The organism is Caldalkalibacillus mannanilyticus JCM 10596 (genome assembly GCF_000615945.1).
GTDB classification, from domain to species: domain Bacteria; phylum Bacillota; class Bacilli; order Caldalkalibacillales; family JCM-10596; genus Bacillus_AT; species Bacillus_AT mannanilyticus.
This window is the reverse complement of the sequence record NZ_BAMO01000001.1, coordinates 57102-75719: the sequence shown is the minus strand read 5'-3', so window position 1 is coordinate 75719 and position 18618 is coordinate 57102. Positions and strand designations below refer to the sequence as shown.

The following is an 18618-nucleotide window of genomic DNA, read 5'->3' as shown; positions in this document are numbered from 1 at the left end:
CCCCTATGTTAACCAACGCCAGCCCGGTGGATAAGCATTTTTTAATATTCCCTGCACTTGTTTTGCCCAGCCCAATGAATACCCATCTACTGTGACAAGCTTCCAGCCCTTTTGCCCTTCAAGATGAAGTGTTTCCCCGCGAAGGTAACGATGGAGGCGCTCATCATCTGGGGTAAAAACGATAGGCTCCTTGACATGCTCAGCACGTAAACCCATCGCCAAAGATTGACTTGGTTCAAAGCGATTTTTTTTCAATTCCCCTAGGTACCAGCCTGATTTAATCACCTTCAAGCCTTGCAAAGAGGGTAAATTCTTAGGCTTACTATACAGATGCCCCTTAAATACGGCATAATCTCCTTCATAGATTTCCTCGATCGGTTGGTTTAACACTTCTTTTTCAAAATTTCTAAAATCTACTAGTTCTTTCTCTGCGATCCGCCTACCCGAGAATGGAACATCCTCTGTACGACTCCCTGTTTTTGGAGCAAAGCAAGATAATGTCCTTCTCCTTTTAGGTGATGGGGCCAAAGACGGACAGTATGCTCCATGGTAGATCCTCCGTTTCTCCCCACAATCGATTCCCTCGCTGATATCCTGATACCTCGTCGATAGGGCAGAGTTGAAACTCTGGATGAGTGGCTAAAAAACGAGCCATCTGCTTTTCATTTTCTTCAGGGGCAAATGTGCAAGTGGAGTATAAAATATATCCCCCATCCCTTAGCATTTTTGCCGCTTCTTCAAGGATATCTTTCTGCATCACGACACAGCTATCTACATTGTGCTGCTCCCAGCTCTTGATCATCTCAGGATTTTTGCGGAACATCCCTTCTCCAGAACAAGGTGCATCAATCAGGATCTTATCAAAATATTGCTCAAAAACGGTGGCTAGCTTATCTGGTGTTTCGTTTGTCACAATCGCATTTTTCACACCAAACAGCTCGATATTTTTTACAAGAGCTTTGATTCTTTCATTACTAATATCATTGCTGACAAGTACACCTTTGCCCTGTAATCTAGCTGCAACCTGTGTTGATTTCCCACCTGGTGCTGCACAGAGATCTAAAACACGATCACCTGGCATAATAGGAATGGTTGCTCCTGGCGCCATCGCGCTTGGTTCTTGAATATAATACAAGCCTGCTTGATAATAAGGATGCTTAGCAGGACGCTCATTCTCAGAATAATAAAATCCTTCCTTCACCCAATCTATGGCAGATAATTCAAATGGCAAATGGTGAAGTGCCTCTTCTACACTCCATTTCAGCGTATTGATACGTAAACCATAGTGCCTTGGGTCTGAAAACGATTCTATAAATTTCGGATATTCCTCACCTAGTAACTGGATCATTCTTCTTTCAAATTCAACCGGGAGCTTAATCATAAACGTAACCTCTTTCTAAATATGTATCTCCTAGCATTATATCCATTTATTGAAATGAAAAAAAGCTGAAACACAAAGTTCCAGCTTTCTTCATTCTTAACTGTAGACCAATTCAGGTTGTTCCGTCGTATCGAAAACAAATTCATCGATCACTTCATCCTGATATTGCATGGTGATACTAAAGGTTTCATATTCTGTTTCCTTGTCCAGTTCATCAATCAGCTTATAAGCAATTTGTTCTCTAATTTCTTTATCACGAGGATTAACAAAATCCACAAGAGCCGTCACTTCATCCGATATCATATCGATTGTCACGCTTCCTAAGCGGACTTTTTCTTTCCTCATTTTTTCGTAAATATCAAAGGTAATGGTATCAATGTCATCTCGGATCATGTCAAACTCAAGCTTAATGTCCTCATCGGCATAGACATCGACATAAAGATCATCTTCCTTCACTGTGGAAATCTCTTCATCATCAAAGAAATCCTCATGTGTTAAATCAAGGGTTGCAATTAACTCCTCTTCAAAATAAATATGGAACGTAAAGGTATCCACTTGATCCGCATCAAAATCTGAAACAATAATCTGAGCTACTTCATCAATCTCTTCATCGGTTGGATTGTGCTGCCAATAAATTTCTCCTTTGACATCTCCACGATGAATCGAAATTTCCGCTTCTGCAACCAGCTCATTGTCACGATCCAGCAACTGATACTCCACTTCATTTCTGCTCTCACCTACGATGGCCAATTGAAGCTCATCATCTTCTTCGGCATCAAGCTCATAGTCGTACACATCGTCGCTTCCATATTCATCGTCGATATATTCATATTCTATCCCATCATCCAATAACCCAGCATAATCTCTATCCTGATACATATCGGAGGTTTCAACTTCAACAATTTCCTCAATTTCACCGATCATGTCAGTGGAGATTATATGATCATATGAACTATAGCTTGCTGTGACTAAACACTCCGGTGCTCCCAAAGCATCAATCATATTTTCGACGTATTGATGAATAAATAGATCAATCTCTTCTTTCTCATCAGCGGCAAGAACTTCTTCGTCTAATTGAACCGATCCGTAAATACGATCTTCTTCACGGTAGAGCAAAGTTAACGATCCTACATATTGATTGTCTAGCATAATGCCACATGCTTCTCCACTTTGGGTGACTAATTCTGGTCTTAAGGAAATTTGTCCCATAATATCCCTCCTCAAAAATATATTTACTATCGATTCAAGTATTTGCTTCTTCCCCCTATTTCATGTACCTTTTTTTCTTCTTCAAAAATAGATCGCTGCTCTACTGACAAAGTTACTTTCTGACTCACTATCTAACCCATCCTCTGCACTCGTTTTGGATTGATTGTCAGATTATCTTACAATCCTTTTAAAGAACCAAGCCCTGATGTGATATAGTTATGAAAAACAATGAACAGGAGTAAACAATTCGGAGGGGACTGGAGTGGACTATAAAGAGAAAAAAGTGATTACGATTGGCGTCGTTAGTGAATTAACAGGGCTTTCCGAACGCCAAATCCGATATTATGAAGATCGAAAGCTGATCTTTCCAGAGCGCTCTAAAGGAGGCACCAGAAAGTATTCATTTGAAGATGTAGAGAGCTTAGTTGAAATTGCCAACCACCGAGAAGATGGGCTACAGACATATGAGATTAGAAGAATGAAGGAAAAACAAGAAAGATATAATGAAGCCAAGTTACGGGAAAAAATGCTTCGTGGACAAATTAATGCTCATTTCAACATCCGTAAGTAGACTCCTGTAAGAAGACGAAGAGTGAGGCGACCTATATGGAAAATTGGTTCAATAATGCCCAAGATTATGATGAATTACGAACCATCAGACAACAACATTTCTATTCATTGGTAGCAGATCCCATTATCCTTAATCAGTATCATGACTACCTAATGCAAAAAGTCGTGAGTATCGCTATGCAGAGGGTGGATTTTACTTCTCCCTCTCCCTCCTCTTTTGCTTTTTTCGTCATGGGAAGTGCGGGACGTAAGGAGCAAGGACCTTGGAGTGATCAGGACCATGGAATGGTTTATATCGAATCTACTCATTCCTCCCTCTATTTTGAACAGCTTGCGGAGGAAATTACGGAAGGACTTCAAATCTCAGGGTATGAAAAATGTGATGGCAATGTCATGGCGACCAACCCCAAATGGTGCAAGCCCCTGATCGAGTGGAAAGAACAACTTAAAAGCTGGGTTGACATGAACGATTGGGAATCGGTACGTAACCTGCTAACATTCATGGATGCACGTGTCATAATGGGAAACGCCCCTTTCATTCAAGAAATGAAAGAGCTGATCTGGAAAGAAATAGACGTACACCCTGCGCTTCTGCAACGAATGATAGAAAATACAAAATATAGACGAAAGCCACTCAATTTACTAGGACAACTGATTCTGGAGCGTTATGGTCAATTTGCTTCGCATTTTCAGTTAAAAGAACATGTATTGATTCCGTATGTTAATGCCATCCGCTTACTATCCATTGCTGAAAAAATACAGGCAACATCTACAACGGACAGAGTAATAGAAATCTGTAGTCAGACTCCGTATGCCGAGGAAATGCAAGAATTCATTATTGCCTATCAGGAGCTTGAACAGATTCGCTTTCAATATTATGCAGAAAATCTACCCGCTACCTATGAAGAAAGTCATTATATCCAGCCTGCTTCATTAACTAAGGAGCAAACGGCTAAACTAAAAGAAATCATTAAAAAAGGGAAGAAACTGCATACATTCATCCATCAGACCATCCTCCATACAGCTCGAAAGAGAAAAACATGAAAGGTGAAGCCCAATGAGATTTGATCAAATGATTCAAATGATGAAACAGATGACAGGAAAAATAGGTTCTAACATTTATGCTTCTGTCCAAGATCAGAATAATCCACACCACCTCTCTTTTCTAAGAAGACTGCAAAAAGAAATGAGAGAAAAAGATTCTTTACATACGCCCTTAAAACAATTGAAGGCAGTGGTTCTAGATTTTGAAACGACTGGCTTTTATCCTGAAAAAGGGGATCAAATCTTATCGATTGGAGCTGTGAAGGTCCATGGAGAAAGCATAGTGAATGATGAAACATATTATTCCCTCGTTCAATCAACAGATACGATTCCCGACCAGATCACAGAGTTAACTGGCATTAAGGTAGATGATTTACACGATGCGCCTAGTTTAGCCACCGCTTTGACTCAGTTTTTTGAATTTAGTAAGGACTCCTTATTCGTCGCACACCATTCCATGCATGAGCAATCCTTTCTAAAACAGGCAACCAAAGCATTAACTCGTTCAGCATTTCAACAGCGAATCGTAGACACTTCCTTAATTGTCCGAATTATTGAACCAACCCTTCATCTTAAATCATTAGAAGCCTGCTGTACCCATTTTGGAATAGAAGTTAATGGCAGACATCACGCCTTACACGATGCTTATATGACTGCTCAGTTATGGAGTAGGTATATCCAATTTTTTCAAGATCAGGGATACCAAAATTTACGAGAGGTATACGAAACTCTGGCAAAGTAAATACAATAGGCAAGGTTGGTAAGAATTTTCAAAAAGATATGTCTATTTCTTGAAGAGTAGGATTTTTACTCTTTTTTTGTTTGAAATAGCAGAATAACTCTAGTAAACTACTTATTAGTATTTGAAACGTTATTTATCGACTCTAGAGTTAAGGGGATGTTATGATTGACTAGTAAAAATCGTGCGTTATTATTAGAACATGGTCTATTTCTCTCATGGGCAATCTCATTAATTGCTACCTTAGGGAGCTTGTACTTATCAGAAATTATGCGCTTTCCTCCATGCGACCTATGCTGGTGGCAGAGAATTTTTATGTATCCCTTGGTCGTCATTCTTGGAATAGCTACCGTGAGAAAAAATAACGCCATTGTCGCCTACACCTTGCCGCTCTCTCTCATCGGGGGAAGCATTTCAATTTACCACTATATGAAACAGAAGCTTCCTTATTATCAGAGCAAAGCAGATACTTGCTCGATTATCCCATGCAACATTGATTATCTTGATTGGTTTGGCTTCATTACGATTCCGCTTCTTGCACTGATCGCCTTTGCTCTTATCAGTATCATTCACATTGCTCTGTGGAAAGCGCAGAAATAAAGCAGACTTCCATCAGATGGATTTTTTAAAAATCATTAAAAAGGAGCTATAAATTTATGAAAAAAGTACTTATTTTTGCTGCTGTACTCGTCTTACTCTTCGGTGCATTCGCTTATATCAATCATATTTCCAATGCAAAGCATATGGCAAAAGCCCAAGAGCTATTTAACAAAACGGATTTACATCCTCTTACCTTGAAGCAGCTTGATAACCCTAATTACCAAAATCAGATTCAACCTCATCAATTTGAACAAGCCATCGCAGACGGAAAAGATATGTTTGTTTATTTTTACAAGTCAGATTGCCAATATTGCCAAATGACAGCAACCGTGATTGTTCCATTGGCAGAGGAGTTAGGCATCGATCTGAAACTATTTAACGTACTTGAGTTTCCAATTGATTGGGATAAATACAATATCCAAGGTGTCCCTCATATTGCCTACTTCAAAGATGGAGAAAAAGATGCTAATGCGATTGAAGGAGCGATTCTAGAAGAGGATAAGAAGTATTTTATAGATTGGGTAAATCATCATAAGAAGCAATAATAAGTGATAAGACCTCCTAGCTTGAAAGCGATAGGAGGTCTTTATTTCTCTGGAATTCTTCGTGAACAGAGTTCCATTTGCTTTGGTTGCTCTTTGAAATTATAGTATTTTAGACAATACAAACAGCATTAGAAGAAACGTAATCGGAACAATAGGAATCAAAGTAATACTGATTCCTAACATTCGAGTGCGATCTTTCATTTGCAAAGTAACCCCTATTACCCAGATCACAAATAACAATAAATAATACCATCTATATGTTGGAGAATCCGTTTCCCAAAACTCTGGACAGGTCATCCAGAGTGAATAGAGAAGAACAACACTGCCTGAAAGAAAAAGCCAAACATACCTTATTATATTAATCAGTACTGAAACCTCCATTATTTAATAGTCTATTATAAATATTAACATTATTTTTTTAGCGTTCCAACAAAAAAGCTCCTCAAAAGTGAGGAGCTTTACTTTGAACTATTTTTCTTTACTTTATACAGCGATCTGTTTATCATCTTGTATTTTGAGCTTCGACCTGTACAGCACAGAGTTTAAATTCTGGCATTCTGCTCGTAGGATCAAGTTGATCTATCGTCAACTGATTAATAGAGAGTTCGTCGCCCCAATGAAAGGGGACAAAAATCACTCGGGGATGGATACTTTCTGTGATTTTGACATGTAATAGAATACTCCCTCTTCTACTGCTCAATTTAATTTGTTCATGTAGCTTTAGTCCAATTTTTTTCGCCAACCAAGGATGGATCTCAGCTAATGGAACAGGAGCTTTTTTATTTAATGCCATGGTTCTGCGAGTCTGACTTCCACTTAAATAATGATTCCCTAATCTTCCGGTGGTTAGAACATAGGGATATTCCATGGTTGTAGGCTCAGCAGGATACTTAGGTTCAATTGGTTTAATCACTGCTTTTTTGTCAGGATGATAAAATCCGTCTGTGAACATAAGCTCAATTCCCGCGTCCCCCTCGTCAGTGCAAGGCCAGAAGAGTCCCTTTCTTTCTTTTAACTTCGTATAGTTCATCGCACTATAGTCTGCCTTTCCTCCCTTCGAGGCTAGACACAATTCATCAAATATCTCTTCAACTGTTTCATATTTAAAATAAGCTCCCTTTCCTAGGTGCTCCGCTAATTCACACATAATTTCGATATCCGTTTTACATTCTCCCGGCAAAGGCAAAGCCATAGGGCGATGAAATACTCTTCCCTCAAGGTTTGTTAATGTCCCTTCGGTTTCTAGAAAAGAAGCACTTGGCAGCAGCCATTCCGCATACTGAGCCGTTTCCGTTTGAAACAGATCGACGACAACGAAAAGCTCCAATTTTTCTAAAGCACGACGAATCAATGCACTATTGGGACTGGATACAATCGGATTGGAGCCAAATAAGAGTAAGCCTTTAATCTTCCCTTGTTCGATCTTTTGAAACAATTCATAGGCAGAAACCCCTTTTCGGGGGATCTCCTTCTCACTAACTCCCCAAATATTCGCTACATATTCTCTCGCCTCAGGGTCTTCAATCGAACGATAGCCTGGCAATTGATCAGCTTTTTGTCCATGTTCACGTCCTCCTTGTCCGTTGGCTTGTCCTGTTATGCTACCAAAACCACATCCCTTTTTCCCTACCTTTCCAGTGATAAGGGCAAGATTGATATAATTCAGCGTATTTTCAACACCATTGATTTGTTGTTCTATCCCCCGTGCTGTCAGTACAATACCTCTTTTTGCTTGAGCAAAGCCGCGAGCAATCGTCCTCGTTACAGCAGCTAATACTCCAGTAAGTTCCTCTACTCGTTCAGGAGGATAATCTTGGACAACTCTTTCCAGTTCCTTCATTCCAGTGGTGCGCTGTTCTATAAACTCTTTGTCTTGCAGATTCTCAGCTAGAATAACATGAAGGAGCCCATTGACAAAAACCGAGTCAAATCCAGGACGAAGTCGAACTTGAATATCTGCCACCTTAGAGGTGAGGGTTTGCCTTGGATCAATACAGACGATTGTAGCTCCCTTTTTTTTCGCTTCTAATAAATAAGGCATCATCGTCGGCTGACATTCAGCCACATTCGTTCCTGCTAGAATAATATAATCGGCATCAGGAATATTGGATAGGGGCATATTCAAGCTCGATCGATACCGAATGCCTGATTGGAGGCAGCCGCAGCAGATGACATGCAGTATCGACCATTATAGTCGATATATCTAGTCCCTAAAGCAAGTCTAGCGAATTTACCTAGTAAATAACAGGTTTCATTCGTTAACGATCCTCCTCCAAAAACAGCGATCGCATCGTTCCATGCTTTTCTTGAAGCTCTGTTATTCTGCCTGAAATCTGAGAGAAGGAGGCTTGCCATGACTCCTTCTCCCACACTTGTTCTTTCCCTTTTTCTTTTTTAAAAGGGGTGTGCAGACGTTCAACATGAATCGTATGCTCTAAGGAATTTAAGCCCTTTTGACACAATCTTCCAGTGGCAACCAGAAAGCTTGAGCTAGGTTTGATTTTATAGGTCCCCTCTTCTGCTTGAGGATGTAATTCAATTCCGCACTGCATGCTACAAAAACAACAATGAGAGGTTTTCATAGATTTCAGCTCACAAGGTCATCCGGATGCGGCAATAAAAGATAGATTTGCCCATCTTGAATACGAACTGGATATGTCTTGACACAGCCACGGTCTGGAGCTTGCACCTCTCCAGCATTAAGGTCAATTTTCCAATCATGAAGCGGGCAAAACACATATTCTCCACTCACAATCCCTTCTGCTAATACTCCTCCTCTATGAGGACAGCGATTTTCGATCGCTTTCACTGTGTTATCCCCCAGCCTAAATAAAGCGAGCTCCAATCCTTTATAGCGTAACGTCTTTCCAGTATTCATCTTAATATCCTCTAAGGAAGCGACTTGCGTATATACTTTCTCTTTAACAATCAGTTTCATCTCTTTTTCTCCTCTCCACTATCTAGCTTAGACAACTTCAATCACTTCATATAAATTCTTTCTAATCTCTGAGTTTTCTACAGCTTCCTTCCATGGATCCTGATGAATGGATAAGGCTTCATCCATTCTTGCTCTTAGAGCTTGACGAGTATCTTCATCCTCTAATACCTTTTGTACATGTGGAAGTCCTACTCTCTCTAACCAATGAGAGGTTCTCTCTAGATACTTAGCTGTTTCACGGTAATATTGCAGAAAGGCTTCGGCATATTCGACGACTTCATCTTCTGTTTTTACCGTTGCTAGTAGGTCGCCCACACGAACTTTAATTCCGCCGTTTCCACCGACATAAAGCTCCCAGCCTCCATCAATAGCAACTACACCAAAGTCCTTGATTCCCGATTCCGCGCAGTTTCTCGGACAAGCTGACACCGCCATTTTCACTTTGTGCGGAGTATTAAGTCCCTCGAATCTCTTTTCCAGACGGATCCCCATCCCCATCGAATCTGCCGTTCCAAACCGACAATAGGTTTCTCCTACACATGTTTTTACTGTGCGCAATGCTTTTCCGTAAGCATAGCCTGAAGGCATATCCAAATCCTCCCACATAGGGACAAGATCCTCTTTCTTCACTCCCAAAAGGTCAATTCTTTGACCTCCTGTCAATTTCACAGTAGGAACATTATATTTTACAGCTACATCAGCAATCTTCTTGAGATCCTCTGCTGTGGTTACACCACCATAGATTCGTGGAACCACAGAATACGTCCCATCCTTTTGAATATTGGCGTGCATCCGTTCATTTACAAAGCGAGAAGTATCGTCATCAGAATATTGAACGGGATGTACCATCCCTAAATAGTAGTTAAGGGCAGGTCTACACTTCGAACATCCTTCTTCTGTTTTCCAGTTCAGCACGGACATCACTTCACGCACATGAGTCAATCCTTTCTCACGAATGGCTTCTACAACTTCCTCATGAGCTAAGTCCGTACAATTGCAAATCGTTTCCTTGGATGCGGCTTGATCGTATTCCTCACCTAGAGTATAAGCGAGCAACTCACTAACGAGAGGCTTACAGCCACCACAGGACCTGGAAGCTGAGGTGCAGTTTTTTATTTCTTCAACGCTTGTTAAGCCCTGCTCTTTAATTGCGGCACAAATCGTCCCTTTGCTTACACCATTACAACCACAAATGATTTCATCATCAGCCATTTGGGCGACACCAGCACCAGCTGAGTGATTGGCTCCTCCTGGTTCAGATAAGATAGCCGTTTTATCAAACTCAGAAATATCTGTTTCGTCCCGAATGAGCTTCATCAAGCGTGTTCCATCTGACGTATCCCCGAAAAGTACTGCACCAATGATTTTGTTCTCCTTCACCACGACCTTTTTATAAATTCCAGAAAAATCATCGTGGATACGAATGGCTTTTGTCCCCTCTCCATCTACAAATTCACCAGCAGAAAAGACGTCCACTCCTGAAACCTTGAGCTTGGTATACACCACAGACCCTTCATAAGGTGAAGTATCTACACCCACAATGCGTTTGGCTAAGACAGCACCTTGTTCGTATAGAGGAGCTACTAAACCATAGACAATACCACGATGCTCTGCACATTCTCCAACTGAATAAACGTGCGGGATGTTTGTTTCCATATAGTCATTCACTACAATTCCTCGTTCAACATGGATGCCGCTTGCTTTTGCTAATTCAACATTCGGTCTAATTCCTACTGCCATGACAATGAGATCCGCTTCCGTTTCGGTTCCATCCTTGAACCGAAGTCCCTTCACTCTTGTATCTCCAAGAATCTCTGCCGATTCTTTTTTTAATAAAAAGTTCATTCCTTGCTCTTCCAATGCCTCTCGCAGTAGAGCTGAAGCTGGCTGATCTAGCTGTCTCTCCATCACATAATCAAAAATATGAACGACATCTACTTTCATCCCTAAATTAATAAAACCCCGAGCAGCTTCAATTCCAAGTAGCCCTCCGCCAATCACCACAGCCTTGCTATACTTTTTAGCTGCTTCTATCATCGTTTCGCAATCTTGTATATTCCTAAAGGCAATGACTCCCTCTTTATCTGCTCCAGGCAATGGAAGCATGAAGGGATTGGAGCCCGTCGCGATGATCAGTTCATCATAGGCAACAGTGACTCCTTGATCACTTTTCACCGTTTGCTTTTCAGTATCAATATGAGTGATCGTGTGTCCTGTATACAGTGTGATATTATTTTCTTCATACCATTCAAAGCTGTTCATAACGATATCATCTACGGTTGTATCTCCAGCTAAAACCGCAGAAAGCATGATTCGATTATAGTTAGGGTGAGGCTCTGAACCAAATATCGTAATCTCAAATTTCTGAGGTGCCAGCTTCAAAATATGTTCAATTGCACTTACCCCTGCCATTCCATTTCCTATCATCACAAGCTTCTTTTTGTTCATCGTTTCTTCCTCCCCTGTGTTAAGCAAATTTTCTCTTTCGTTGACCCTTTTCTAGGTCAGACTGATTCGATTCTTCAATTTGTTCTAAATCTACTGATGAAAGCTGATATTCTTCAGAGAAAGCATTCTTTGGTTCTTCTAGCATGAGCCAACAGATCAGAAAACTTGTAAAAGCTCCTGTCGCTAGAATGAAAAAGAATTGTTGCGGTGTAACCATGGTATATAAGGTCAGATAGACAACTGCTCCGACATTCCCATAGGCACCAGCCATCCCTGCAATTTGTCCTGTGATTCTTTTCTTGATCATCGGCACAATGGCGAAAGTAGCTCCTTCTGCACCTTGAACAAAGATAGAGGTCAGAATGGTCACAGCAACCGCCAGATAAATCGGCCATTCTGAGTTAATAAACCCCATAGTCAGCAAGCCTAAGCTGATTCCTATCATATAGATCAACATGATTTTTTTCCGACTCCCCATTCGATCCGATAACCATCCTCCATCGGACGGGCAATCAAATTAACAAAGGCGAAAGAAGCGGCAATTAATCCTGCTGAAGTAGGGCTGAGAGAAAAAATCATTTGAAAGAAGGCGGGAAGCATAGACACAATGGCTAGTTCAGCACCAAAGTTAGCAAAATACGTTGAATTTAATGCTCCTACATTTCTAAATTTATATCGATCATCCTCTGGGACTCCCTTACGTAGAATAGGGATATTCACCTCTAGAATTCTAGCAATTTGGTAACAAAGCAAGAGTGCGAGCCCTGCATAGGTAAGATATAAAGTGGTTTCAGAGATAAAGCCAAGTCCATGTAACCTCCAACAGGTCACCCCTAAGGCTCCTACAAGAGGAATGGTCCATAAAATAAGCTGAATCATATCTCCCCACGAACTCACTTCCATTGCCACAATCTTCCGCGGTCTCTGATAAACCTTACCATCGGGTGTATCCTTCACTAAAGCATAATAGAGCAGCCCATAAAGCAGGCAAATCAGTCCAGTAAAAGCAATCGCATATCTCCAGCCGTCAGGTCCTGCAAACAGGTTTAAGCCCAGCCAAGGCAAGAGCATTGCTGCTGCTGCCGAACCAAAGTTCCCCCATCCAGCGTAAAACGCTTCGGCAAAGCCAACACTTTTCGGCGGAAACCACTCTGCCACCAAGCGAATCCCTATCACGAAACTAGCCCCAATGCTACTCAAAATCAGCCTAGAGATAGCTAATTGGCTCCAGCTATCTCCAAAGGCAAAGATAAACGTTGGAATAGACATCACAATTAACAAGCTCGAAAACACAATTCTAGGACCATATTTGTCAAGAAGCATACCTATGATGATTCGAGCTGGTATCGTTAATGCCACGTTCAATATAGCGAGGGCAGCCATATGCTGCTTGGTTAACCAAGCACTTGATTGGACCATCGTTGTGGCTAAGGGAGCCATATTAAACCATGTAAAAAATGAAATAAAAAAAGCAATCATTGTTAGGTGGAGCATTTTAATTTGCTCATTCCTAAAAGCAAATAATTCTGAAACCTTCATCCCTTCCACTCCTTCTTCGCGATTCATTGATCTCCATTTCTCTCTTCTGGTTTCTCTTTTTGAATACATTGATTATTTCATCTTTTAGCGCTTTAATGTGATGTTTTGTCAAGTAATCTAACAATAAAATTTGGAAAAATGACATAAAAAAGGCAACAAGCACGACGCAGATATGTCATGTTTGTTGCCATCATTAATTATATTTTTTTCTCTTTCATTCTATAGTGTCTATTAGTAGAGCGATAAATACTGATCTCTTTCCCAAGGATGTACTTGCGTACGGAACATATCCCACTCAATTTCCTTCGCCTCAATGAAGTGCAGCAGAGCATGCTCTCCCAGAGCCTGGCTCATGACCTCATTAGATTGCAGCTCTAGCAACGCTTCTTTTAATGTCGAAGGAAGGCTTTCGATGCTTTTTTCGATTCTCTCTTCTTCATCCATGGTATAAATATTTTGATTTGTTGGCGGTACTAACGAAAGCTTATGTTTAATCCCATCTAAACCGGCTGCTAGCATAACAGCTAGAGCTAGATAAGGATTAGCTGCTGGATCAGGATTACGCAGTTCAATCCGGGTGCTTAATCCTCTTGAAGCAGGAATACGGACAAGTGGACTTCTATTTTTAGCTGACCATGCCACATAACAAGGAGCTTCATAGCCTGGAACCAAACGCTTATACGAATTGACAGTTGGGTTTGTAATAGCAGCAAAGGAACGAGCATGAGCTAATATTCCAGCCAAATAGTGTTTTGCTGTATCACTTAAACCTAACTCATCTGACTCATCATAAAAAGCATTCTCTTCACCACGGAATAAGGATTGGTGACAATGCATCCCTGATCCATTCACTCCATAAAGAGGTTTGGGCATGAAGGTGGCATGTAACCCATGCTGTCTAGCGATGCTTTTCACGACAAGCTTGAAGGTTTGAATGGAATCTGCCGCTTCAATGGCATTGGCATATTTAAAATCAATTTCATGCTGACCTGGGGCAACCTCATGATGAGAAGCTTCAATCTCAAAGCCCATCTTCTCTAATGTCAGAACAATATCTCTGCGGCAATTCTCTCCTAAATCCGTAGGAGCCAAATCAAAATATCCTCCTTTGTCGTTGACCTCTAACGTCGGATCTCCATTTTCATCTGTTTTAAATAGGAAGAATTCAGGTTCAGGACCTACATTCATAGAGGTATAACCTAGCTTCTCCGCTTCCTTCAATGCTCTTTTCAGAATTCCGCGAGGATCTCCGGCAAAAGGTGTACCATCTGGATTATAGATATCACAAATCAAACGGGCGACTTTCCCTTCCTCTGTTCCCCATGGAAAGATCATCACGTGTCAAGCTCAGGGTAAAGATACATATCAGATTCTTCAATTCGGACAAATCCTTCAATAGAAGAACCGTCAAACATCATTTTGTTATCTAGCGCTTTAGGAAGCTGACTCACAGGAACCTCTACATTTTTAATAATTCCCAATAAATCTGTAAATTGCAAACGAATATAACGGACGTTTTCTTCCTTGGCAAAGCCTAAAATATCTTCCTTGGTATATCTACTCATGTCATTCTCTCCTTTGTAAACTAGTTTTCAATAAATCATATAAGTCTGAAGGAAGAGGCTGTTCTGTTTCAGCCCTCTTCCCCCCTATCTCTTCTCCTTGAGACTGATAAATTTCTTTAATTCCAGCAATATTCACACCACGCTCGATCCGTTGTTTAATATCTATTAATCGATAGATATCTAGGAGCGAAAAGATCCTCTGGTTTCCTTTATTCCTCTTCGGCTTGATCAGTCCATGTTTTTCGTAGTATCTGATCTGTCTAGGTGTTAAACCAGACAGATCAGTAGCCGTTCCTAGTGAAAAAAGTGCTTCATTTGGAGGAATTTCATTTTTCACAGTCATCCTCCCCTCTCCATTTATCCATTTTTCTCTTTTATCTTTTATTTTGAGATCGTCAAACCTTGTTTTTGTTGAACTAATTCTGGATAACCATAGCTTCCATGTTCACTAAAATCTAAACCAATAATTTCTTCTTCTTCCGTTACTCTAAGCCCCCCAACAATGGCCCCTATTCCTTTGAGTAGGATATAAGATACGACAAAAGCATAGATAGCGGCTGAAGTTACACCTAGCGCCTGCACGCCTAATTGAGCAAAACCACCTCCATAAAGTAATCCAGGTAATCCCCCATTCATCGCTGCCAGTTCAGGAGTAGCAAAGAAGCCTGTCGAAAGGGTTCCCCACACTCCAGCCACACCGTGAACGGAAAGGGCAAATATAGGGTCATCAATTTTCAGCTTTTCAAAGAATTTCATACTATACACCACAAGCACTCCGCCTATCAGACCTATGACAACAGCTGCCCACGGATCAACAAAGGCGCATGAGGCAGTAATCGCAACTAGTCCTGCTAAGGCTCCATTCAACATGGTCGGTACATCCGCTTTTCCTGAAATTGCCCAAGCAATAAGCAAAGCAGCAATAGCACCTGCTGCAGCAGCTAAATTGGTGTTGAGTGCTACAAATCCAAAGAATCCATCCTCTACACCAAGCGTACTACCCGCATTAAACCCAAACCAGCCAACCCATAGGATTAAGACCCCTAAGGAAACAAACACTTGATTATGTCCATATAACTCGTTAGGAGAACCGTCCTTGTTGTACTTCCCTATGCGTGGCTTTAACAAGATCGTTGCAGCTAGAGCAGCCATTGCTCCAGTTAAGTGAACGACGGTAGAACCAGCAAAGTCTTGTTTCTCTAGTCCTCCTAACCAGCCATCTCCCCAAATCCAATGTGCGACCACTGGATAGACAAAAGCAGAAAAGAGAACGGCAAACAGTAGATAGGCAGATAATTTGGCTCTTTCTGCAAAGCCTCCAAAAGCAATCGTTAATGCTATCCCTGCAAAGGCCAATTGGAACATAAAATCAACAGCGCCAGGTAAGCCTTCATCGACAACATCGTAATTACCATAAAAGAAATCAGATAACCCTATAAATGCGTTTCCTTCACCGTAAATAAATCCATAACCAACAGCCCAAAAGACAAGGGAGGAGATTCCAAAAGTAAAGATCGTCTTCCCTGCAATATGCCCCGCATTCTTCATTCTTGTTGAACCTGCTTCTAAAAGGATAAATCCACCTTGCATCAGAATGACCAGTACGGTTGCAATTATGACCCATAAGGCGTTCATCAAAATCATCGTGTCCATATCGTAATCTCTCCCTTTCCATCCTTGAGACCCTTTCGTCTCTCTTGTTATTCTTTATAACATCTTGTGTTAGTTATAATACTCTCATATCCAACTTATGACGATCTAGTGAACTGTCAGATTTTCTGACCGCTTTTTTTAATCCCTTCTTTTTTAGTAAAAAAGGGCATTCGTCCAATCATTTGTCTTGTCGTTTCCATAGACTAAAGTGGAATAAGAAATTAACCTATATGGAGGAGATCACATGTATTACCAAACTCAAGAAGAGCATCATGATCACAGACAACAACCACCTGGAGTTCAACCTCAATTCTTTCCTGGATTCCCCATCCCTGGATTCCCCGGAGCAGATTTGAACCAAAGAGTTCGAGTCTTAGAAGGAGAAGTTGCTCGTCTTCAACGACAGGTCAATCAACTAGATCGAAGAGTAGCAAGGCTAGAAGGTGGCGGTTTTTATCCTTGGGGAGCCACTCGCGAATAGAGAAGAATAAGAAAAGAGGCTAGAAAGTCAGTTTTCACTGAATTTCTAGCCTCTTTTTTGAAATCCTATTTTTTCTTAGCTACATAAGTTCCGCTTCTCTTTTTATCTTGGAAATTAGGACGTGAATTCCCACTTCTTCGATCTCTTCTACCATCTTGCTGTCTGCCAGCGCCTCCCTTTGAATAACCACCACTACCTGAACGGCGTTGATTTTTTTCTTTCTTTTTCGCACGTAAAGGAGCTTCTGGAGTTAAATTAACTTCAACATCCTTAGCTTCACGAGTCATTAATTTTAGGGCTGCCGCAATTAAGGCCACAGAATTTTGTTCATCGAGCAAATTTTTGGCTAAGGTTTCATATTCCTTGAGATTCCCTTCCTCAACGGTTTGAATCAGGCGTTCAGCAGAATAGCGTTGCTTACCTTCTAAAGCATCCGTTGAACTAGGAACTCTACGCTTCTTAATCTTGGCACTTGTCACTTTCATGATATGCTCAAGATGACTCATTTCTCTAGGGGTGACGAAAGTGAAGGAAACCCCTTCCTTCCCAGCACGTCCTGTACGACCGATACGGTGTACATAGCTATCTGGAGTTTGAGGTAAATCAAAATTAAAGACGTGTGTAACACCAGATACATCTATTCCTCTAGCGGCAACATCCGTTGCTACTAAGATTTCAAGCTGTCCACTCTTAAATTTTTTCATCACCAAGTTACGTTGATTTTGACTTAAATCTCCATGCAAGCCATCGGCAAAATAACCACGCTTGGCAAGAGCCTCAGACAACTCGTCCACTCTTCTTTTGGTTCTGCCAAAAATAATGGCTAACTGAGGTCCTTCCATATCTAACAATCTGCATAGCACATCGAATTTTTCTTTTTCATTTAATTCCAAATAATACTGTTCAATGGATGGGACTGTCATTTCCTTAGCGGCTACTGCGATCTGCTTAGGATTTGTTAGATACTTATCTGCTAACTTGCGAATAGGGGGAGCCATCGTCGCTGAGAACAACAGAGTTTGACGCTTTTCTGGTACATGCCCTAAAATCGCTTCTAATTCATCTTGGAAGCCCATATCCAGCATTTCATCTGCTTCATCTAATATGATTGTATTTAATTGCCCAAGCTTTAAGGTTTTACGACGAATATGATCAAGGACACGACCAGGAGTACCTACAATAATATGAGGTCTTTTCTTCAGTGCTCTAATTTGTCTTTCAATATCCTGTCCTCCATAAATAGGAAGTACACTGACAGGCAAGAACTTACTCAGTCGTACAAGTTCCTCTGATACTTGAATTGAAAGCTCACGAGTAGGAGCAAGTATAAGTCCTTGAACAAACTCATCCTCGGCATTAATAGATTGTAATAAGGGAATTCCAAACGCAGCTGTTTTCCCTGTACCTGTTTGCGCTAAACCTATGACGTCTCCACCTTCTAAAACAAGGGGGATCGCTTTCTCTTGAATAGGGGTCGCTTCTTCAAACCCCATCTCTGTAATCGCTCTAACAATGGGGAAATCGATGTTTAATTCATTAAATGTAGCCATAATACTCTCCTTTACCTATTTAATCTCTGTTCTTATTATTTTCCTAAACACAGAGAGTCATACAAAGAGAAGCTCCCAAAGTGGGAGCTTCTATGCAACCAATCCTTATTCAAACTTCGTTGGATTACCATCAAATGTTTCTTCAGCAATTTTGATGGAATCAGTAGGACATCCCTCTGCCGCATCTTGAAGATCATCTAATAATACATCAGGAATCTCTGCAGTACCTGAGTTCTCGTCAATGATGTTGAATGCTAGACCTTCATCATCATAATCAAAAATATCTGGAGCAGCCGCACCACATGCTCCACAAGCAATACAGGTTTCCTTATCCACGATTGTGTACTTTGCCATTG

At 40.9% G+C, this 18618-nt stretch carries 19 protein-coding genes and 1 pseudogene; 6 read left to right on the top strand and 14 right to left on the bottom strand.

All coding sequences use genetic code 11. The features are described 5' to 3' along the window. Positions 1–3 precede the first annotated feature (3 nt). The 3 genes from JCM10596_RS29865 to JCM10596_RS00375 all read right to left on the bottom strand — a co-directional run bounded on the left by JCM10596_RS29865 (position 4) and on the right by JCM10596_RS00375 (position 2590). Positions 4–528 carry an RsmF rRNA methyltransferase first C-terminal domain-containing protein gene (locus tag JCM10596_RS29865; RefSeq protein WP_234410359.1) on the bottom strand — a complete coding sequence of 175 codons (525 nt, stop codon included), beginning with the start codon at positions 526–528 and terminating at the stop codon, positions 4–6. Next, positions 512–1381, bottom strand: coding sequence for an RsmB/NOP family class I SAM-dependent RNA methyltransferase (locus JCM10596_RS29860; RefSeq protein ID WP_234410358.1), 870 nt, complete (start codon positions 1379–1381; stop codon positions 512–514). The genes JCM10596_RS29865 and JCM10596_RS29860 overlap by 17 nt, the downstream gene beginning before the upstream one ends. Before the next feature lie 96 nt (positions 1382–1477). Continuing rightward, positions 1478–2590 carry a hypothetical protein gene (locus tag JCM10596_RS00375; protein ID WP_025025452.1) on the bottom strand — a complete coding sequence of 371 codons (1113 nt, stop codon included), beginning with the start codon at positions 2588–2590 and terminating at the stop codon, positions 1478–1480. Between the two features lie 262 nt (positions 2591–2852). On the opposite strand from JCM10596_RS00375, the gene JCM10596_RS00365 reads away from it, so the two are divergent. The 5 genes from JCM10596_RS00365 (at position 2853) to JCM10596_RS00345 (ending at position 6088) form a co-directional block, all read left to right on the top strand. Continuing rightward, positions 2853–3161: a MerR family transcriptional regulator gene (locus JCM10596_RS00365; protein ID WP_025025451.1), complete on the top strand. Its 309-nt coding sequence runs from the start codon at positions 2853–2855 to the stop codon at positions 3159–3161. A gap of 35 nt (positions 3162–3196) precedes the next feature. Further along, positions 3197–4204: a DUF294 nucleotidyltransferase-like domain-containing protein gene (locus JCM10596_RS00360; protein WP_025025450.1), complete on the top strand. Its 1008-nt coding sequence runs from the start codon at positions 3197–3199 to the stop codon at positions 4202–4204. A 13-nt stretch (positions 4205–4217) separates the two neighbouring features. Further along, a complete protein-coding gene (locus tag JCM10596_RS00355; RefSeq protein WP_025025449.1) occupies positions 4218–4946 on the top strand; it encodes an exonuclease domain-containing protein in 729 nt (242 codons plus the stop codon). Positions 4947–5111: 165 nt separating this feature from the next. After that, the gene (locus JCM10596_RS00350) at positions 5112–5543 is read left to right on the top strand and encodes a disulfide oxidoreductase (RefSeq protein ID WP_025025448.1); all 432 of its coding nucleotides are present in this window, start codon (positions 5112–5114) and stop codon (positions 5541–5543) included. 56 nt (positions 5544–5599) lie between these two features. Then, entirely contained in the window at positions 5600–6088 is a 489-nt protein-coding gene (locus JCM10596_RS00345; protein WP_025025447.1) for a thioredoxin family protein, read from the top strand. 502 nt (positions 6089–6590) lie between these two features. Here JCM10596_RS00345 and JCM10596_RS22985 read toward each other — a convergent pair. The 9 genes and pseudogenes from JCM10596_RS22985 to JCM10596_RS00310 all read right to left on the bottom strand — a co-directional run bounded on the left by JCM10596_RS22985 (position 6591) and on the right by JCM10596_RS00310 (position 16231). Continuing rightward, positions 6591–8207, bottom strand: a complete 1617-nt coding sequence (locus tag JCM10596_RS22985; RefSeq protein ID WP_234410357.1) for a molybdopterin oxidoreductase family protein — start codon at positions 8205–8207, stop codon at positions 6591–6593. 139 nt (positions 8208–8346) lie between these two features. After that, positions 8347–8670 carry a hypothetical protein gene (locus tag JCM10596_RS29855; protein ID WP_234410356.1) on the bottom strand — a complete coding sequence of 108 codons (324 nt, stop codon included), beginning with the start codon at positions 8668–8670 and terminating at the stop codon, positions 8347–8349. A 5-nt stretch (positions 8671–8675) separates the two neighbouring features. Then, the gene (gene nirD, locus JCM10596_RS00335; protein WP_025025446.1) at positions 8676–9017 is read right to left on the bottom strand and encodes a nitrite reductase small subunit NirD; all 342 of its coding nucleotides are present in this window, start codon (positions 9015–9017) and stop codon (positions 8676–8678) included. Positions 9018–9053: 36 nt separating this feature from the next. Then, entirely contained in the window at positions 9054–11474 is a 2421-nt protein-coding gene (gene nirB, locus JCM10596_RS00330; RefSeq protein ID WP_025025445.1) for a nitrite reductase large subunit NirB, read from the bottom strand. Positions 11475–11493: 19 nt separating this feature from the next. Beyond that, on the bottom strand, positions 11494–11931 hold the full coding sequence (locus tag JCM10596_RS29850) for a hypothetical protein (protein WP_234410355.1): 438 nt from the start codon (positions 11929–11931) through the stop codon (positions 11494–11496). Beyond that, positions 11925–13082: an MFS transporter gene (locus JCM10596_RS22980; RefSeq protein WP_234410354.1), complete on the bottom strand. Its 1158-nt coding sequence runs from the start codon at positions 13080–13082 to the stop codon at positions 11925–11927. The genes JCM10596_RS29850 and JCM10596_RS22980 overlap by 7 nt, the downstream gene beginning before the upstream one ends. Before the next feature lie 162 nt (positions 13083–13244). Next, positions 13245–14578, bottom strand: a pseudogene (gene glnA, locus JCM10596_RS22975) (type I glutamate--ammonia ligase). A 1-nt stretch (position 14579) separates the two neighbouring features. Continuing rightward, a complete protein-coding gene (locus JCM10596_RS00315) occupies positions 14580–14915 on the bottom strand; it encodes a MerR family transcriptional regulator (protein ID WP_025025444.1) in 336 nt (111 codons plus the stop codon). A 44-nt stretch (positions 14916–14959) separates the two neighbouring features. Then, complete coding sequence (locus JCM10596_RS00310; protein ID WP_025025443.1) at positions 14960–16231, bottom strand: ammonium transporter; 1272 nt, start codon at positions 16229–16231, stop codon at positions 14960–14962. 244 nt (positions 16232–16475) lie between these two features. Here JCM10596_RS00310 and JCM10596_RS00305 point away from each other — a divergent pair, with 244 nt between their 5' ends. After that, positions 16476–16712, top strand: coding sequence for a hypothetical protein (locus JCM10596_RS00305; protein WP_025025442.1), 237 nt, complete (start codon positions 16476–16478; stop codon positions 16710–16712). A 65-nt stretch (positions 16713–16777) separates the two neighbouring features. Here JCM10596_RS00305 and cshA read toward each other — a convergent pair whose 3' ends face one another. Further along, entirely contained in the window at positions 16778–18262 is a 1485-nt protein-coding gene (gene cshA, locus JCM10596_RS00300) for a degradosome RNA helicase CshA (protein ID WP_025025441.1), read from the bottom strand. A 105-nt stretch (positions 18263–18367) separates the two neighbouring features. Continuing rightward, positions 18368–18616 (bottom strand): ferredoxin, encoded by a 249-nt coding sequence (locus JCM10596_RS00295; protein ID WP_025025440.1) that lies wholly within the window; start codon positions 18614–18616, stop codon positions 18368–18370. Positions 18617–18618 lie beyond the last annotated feature (2 nt).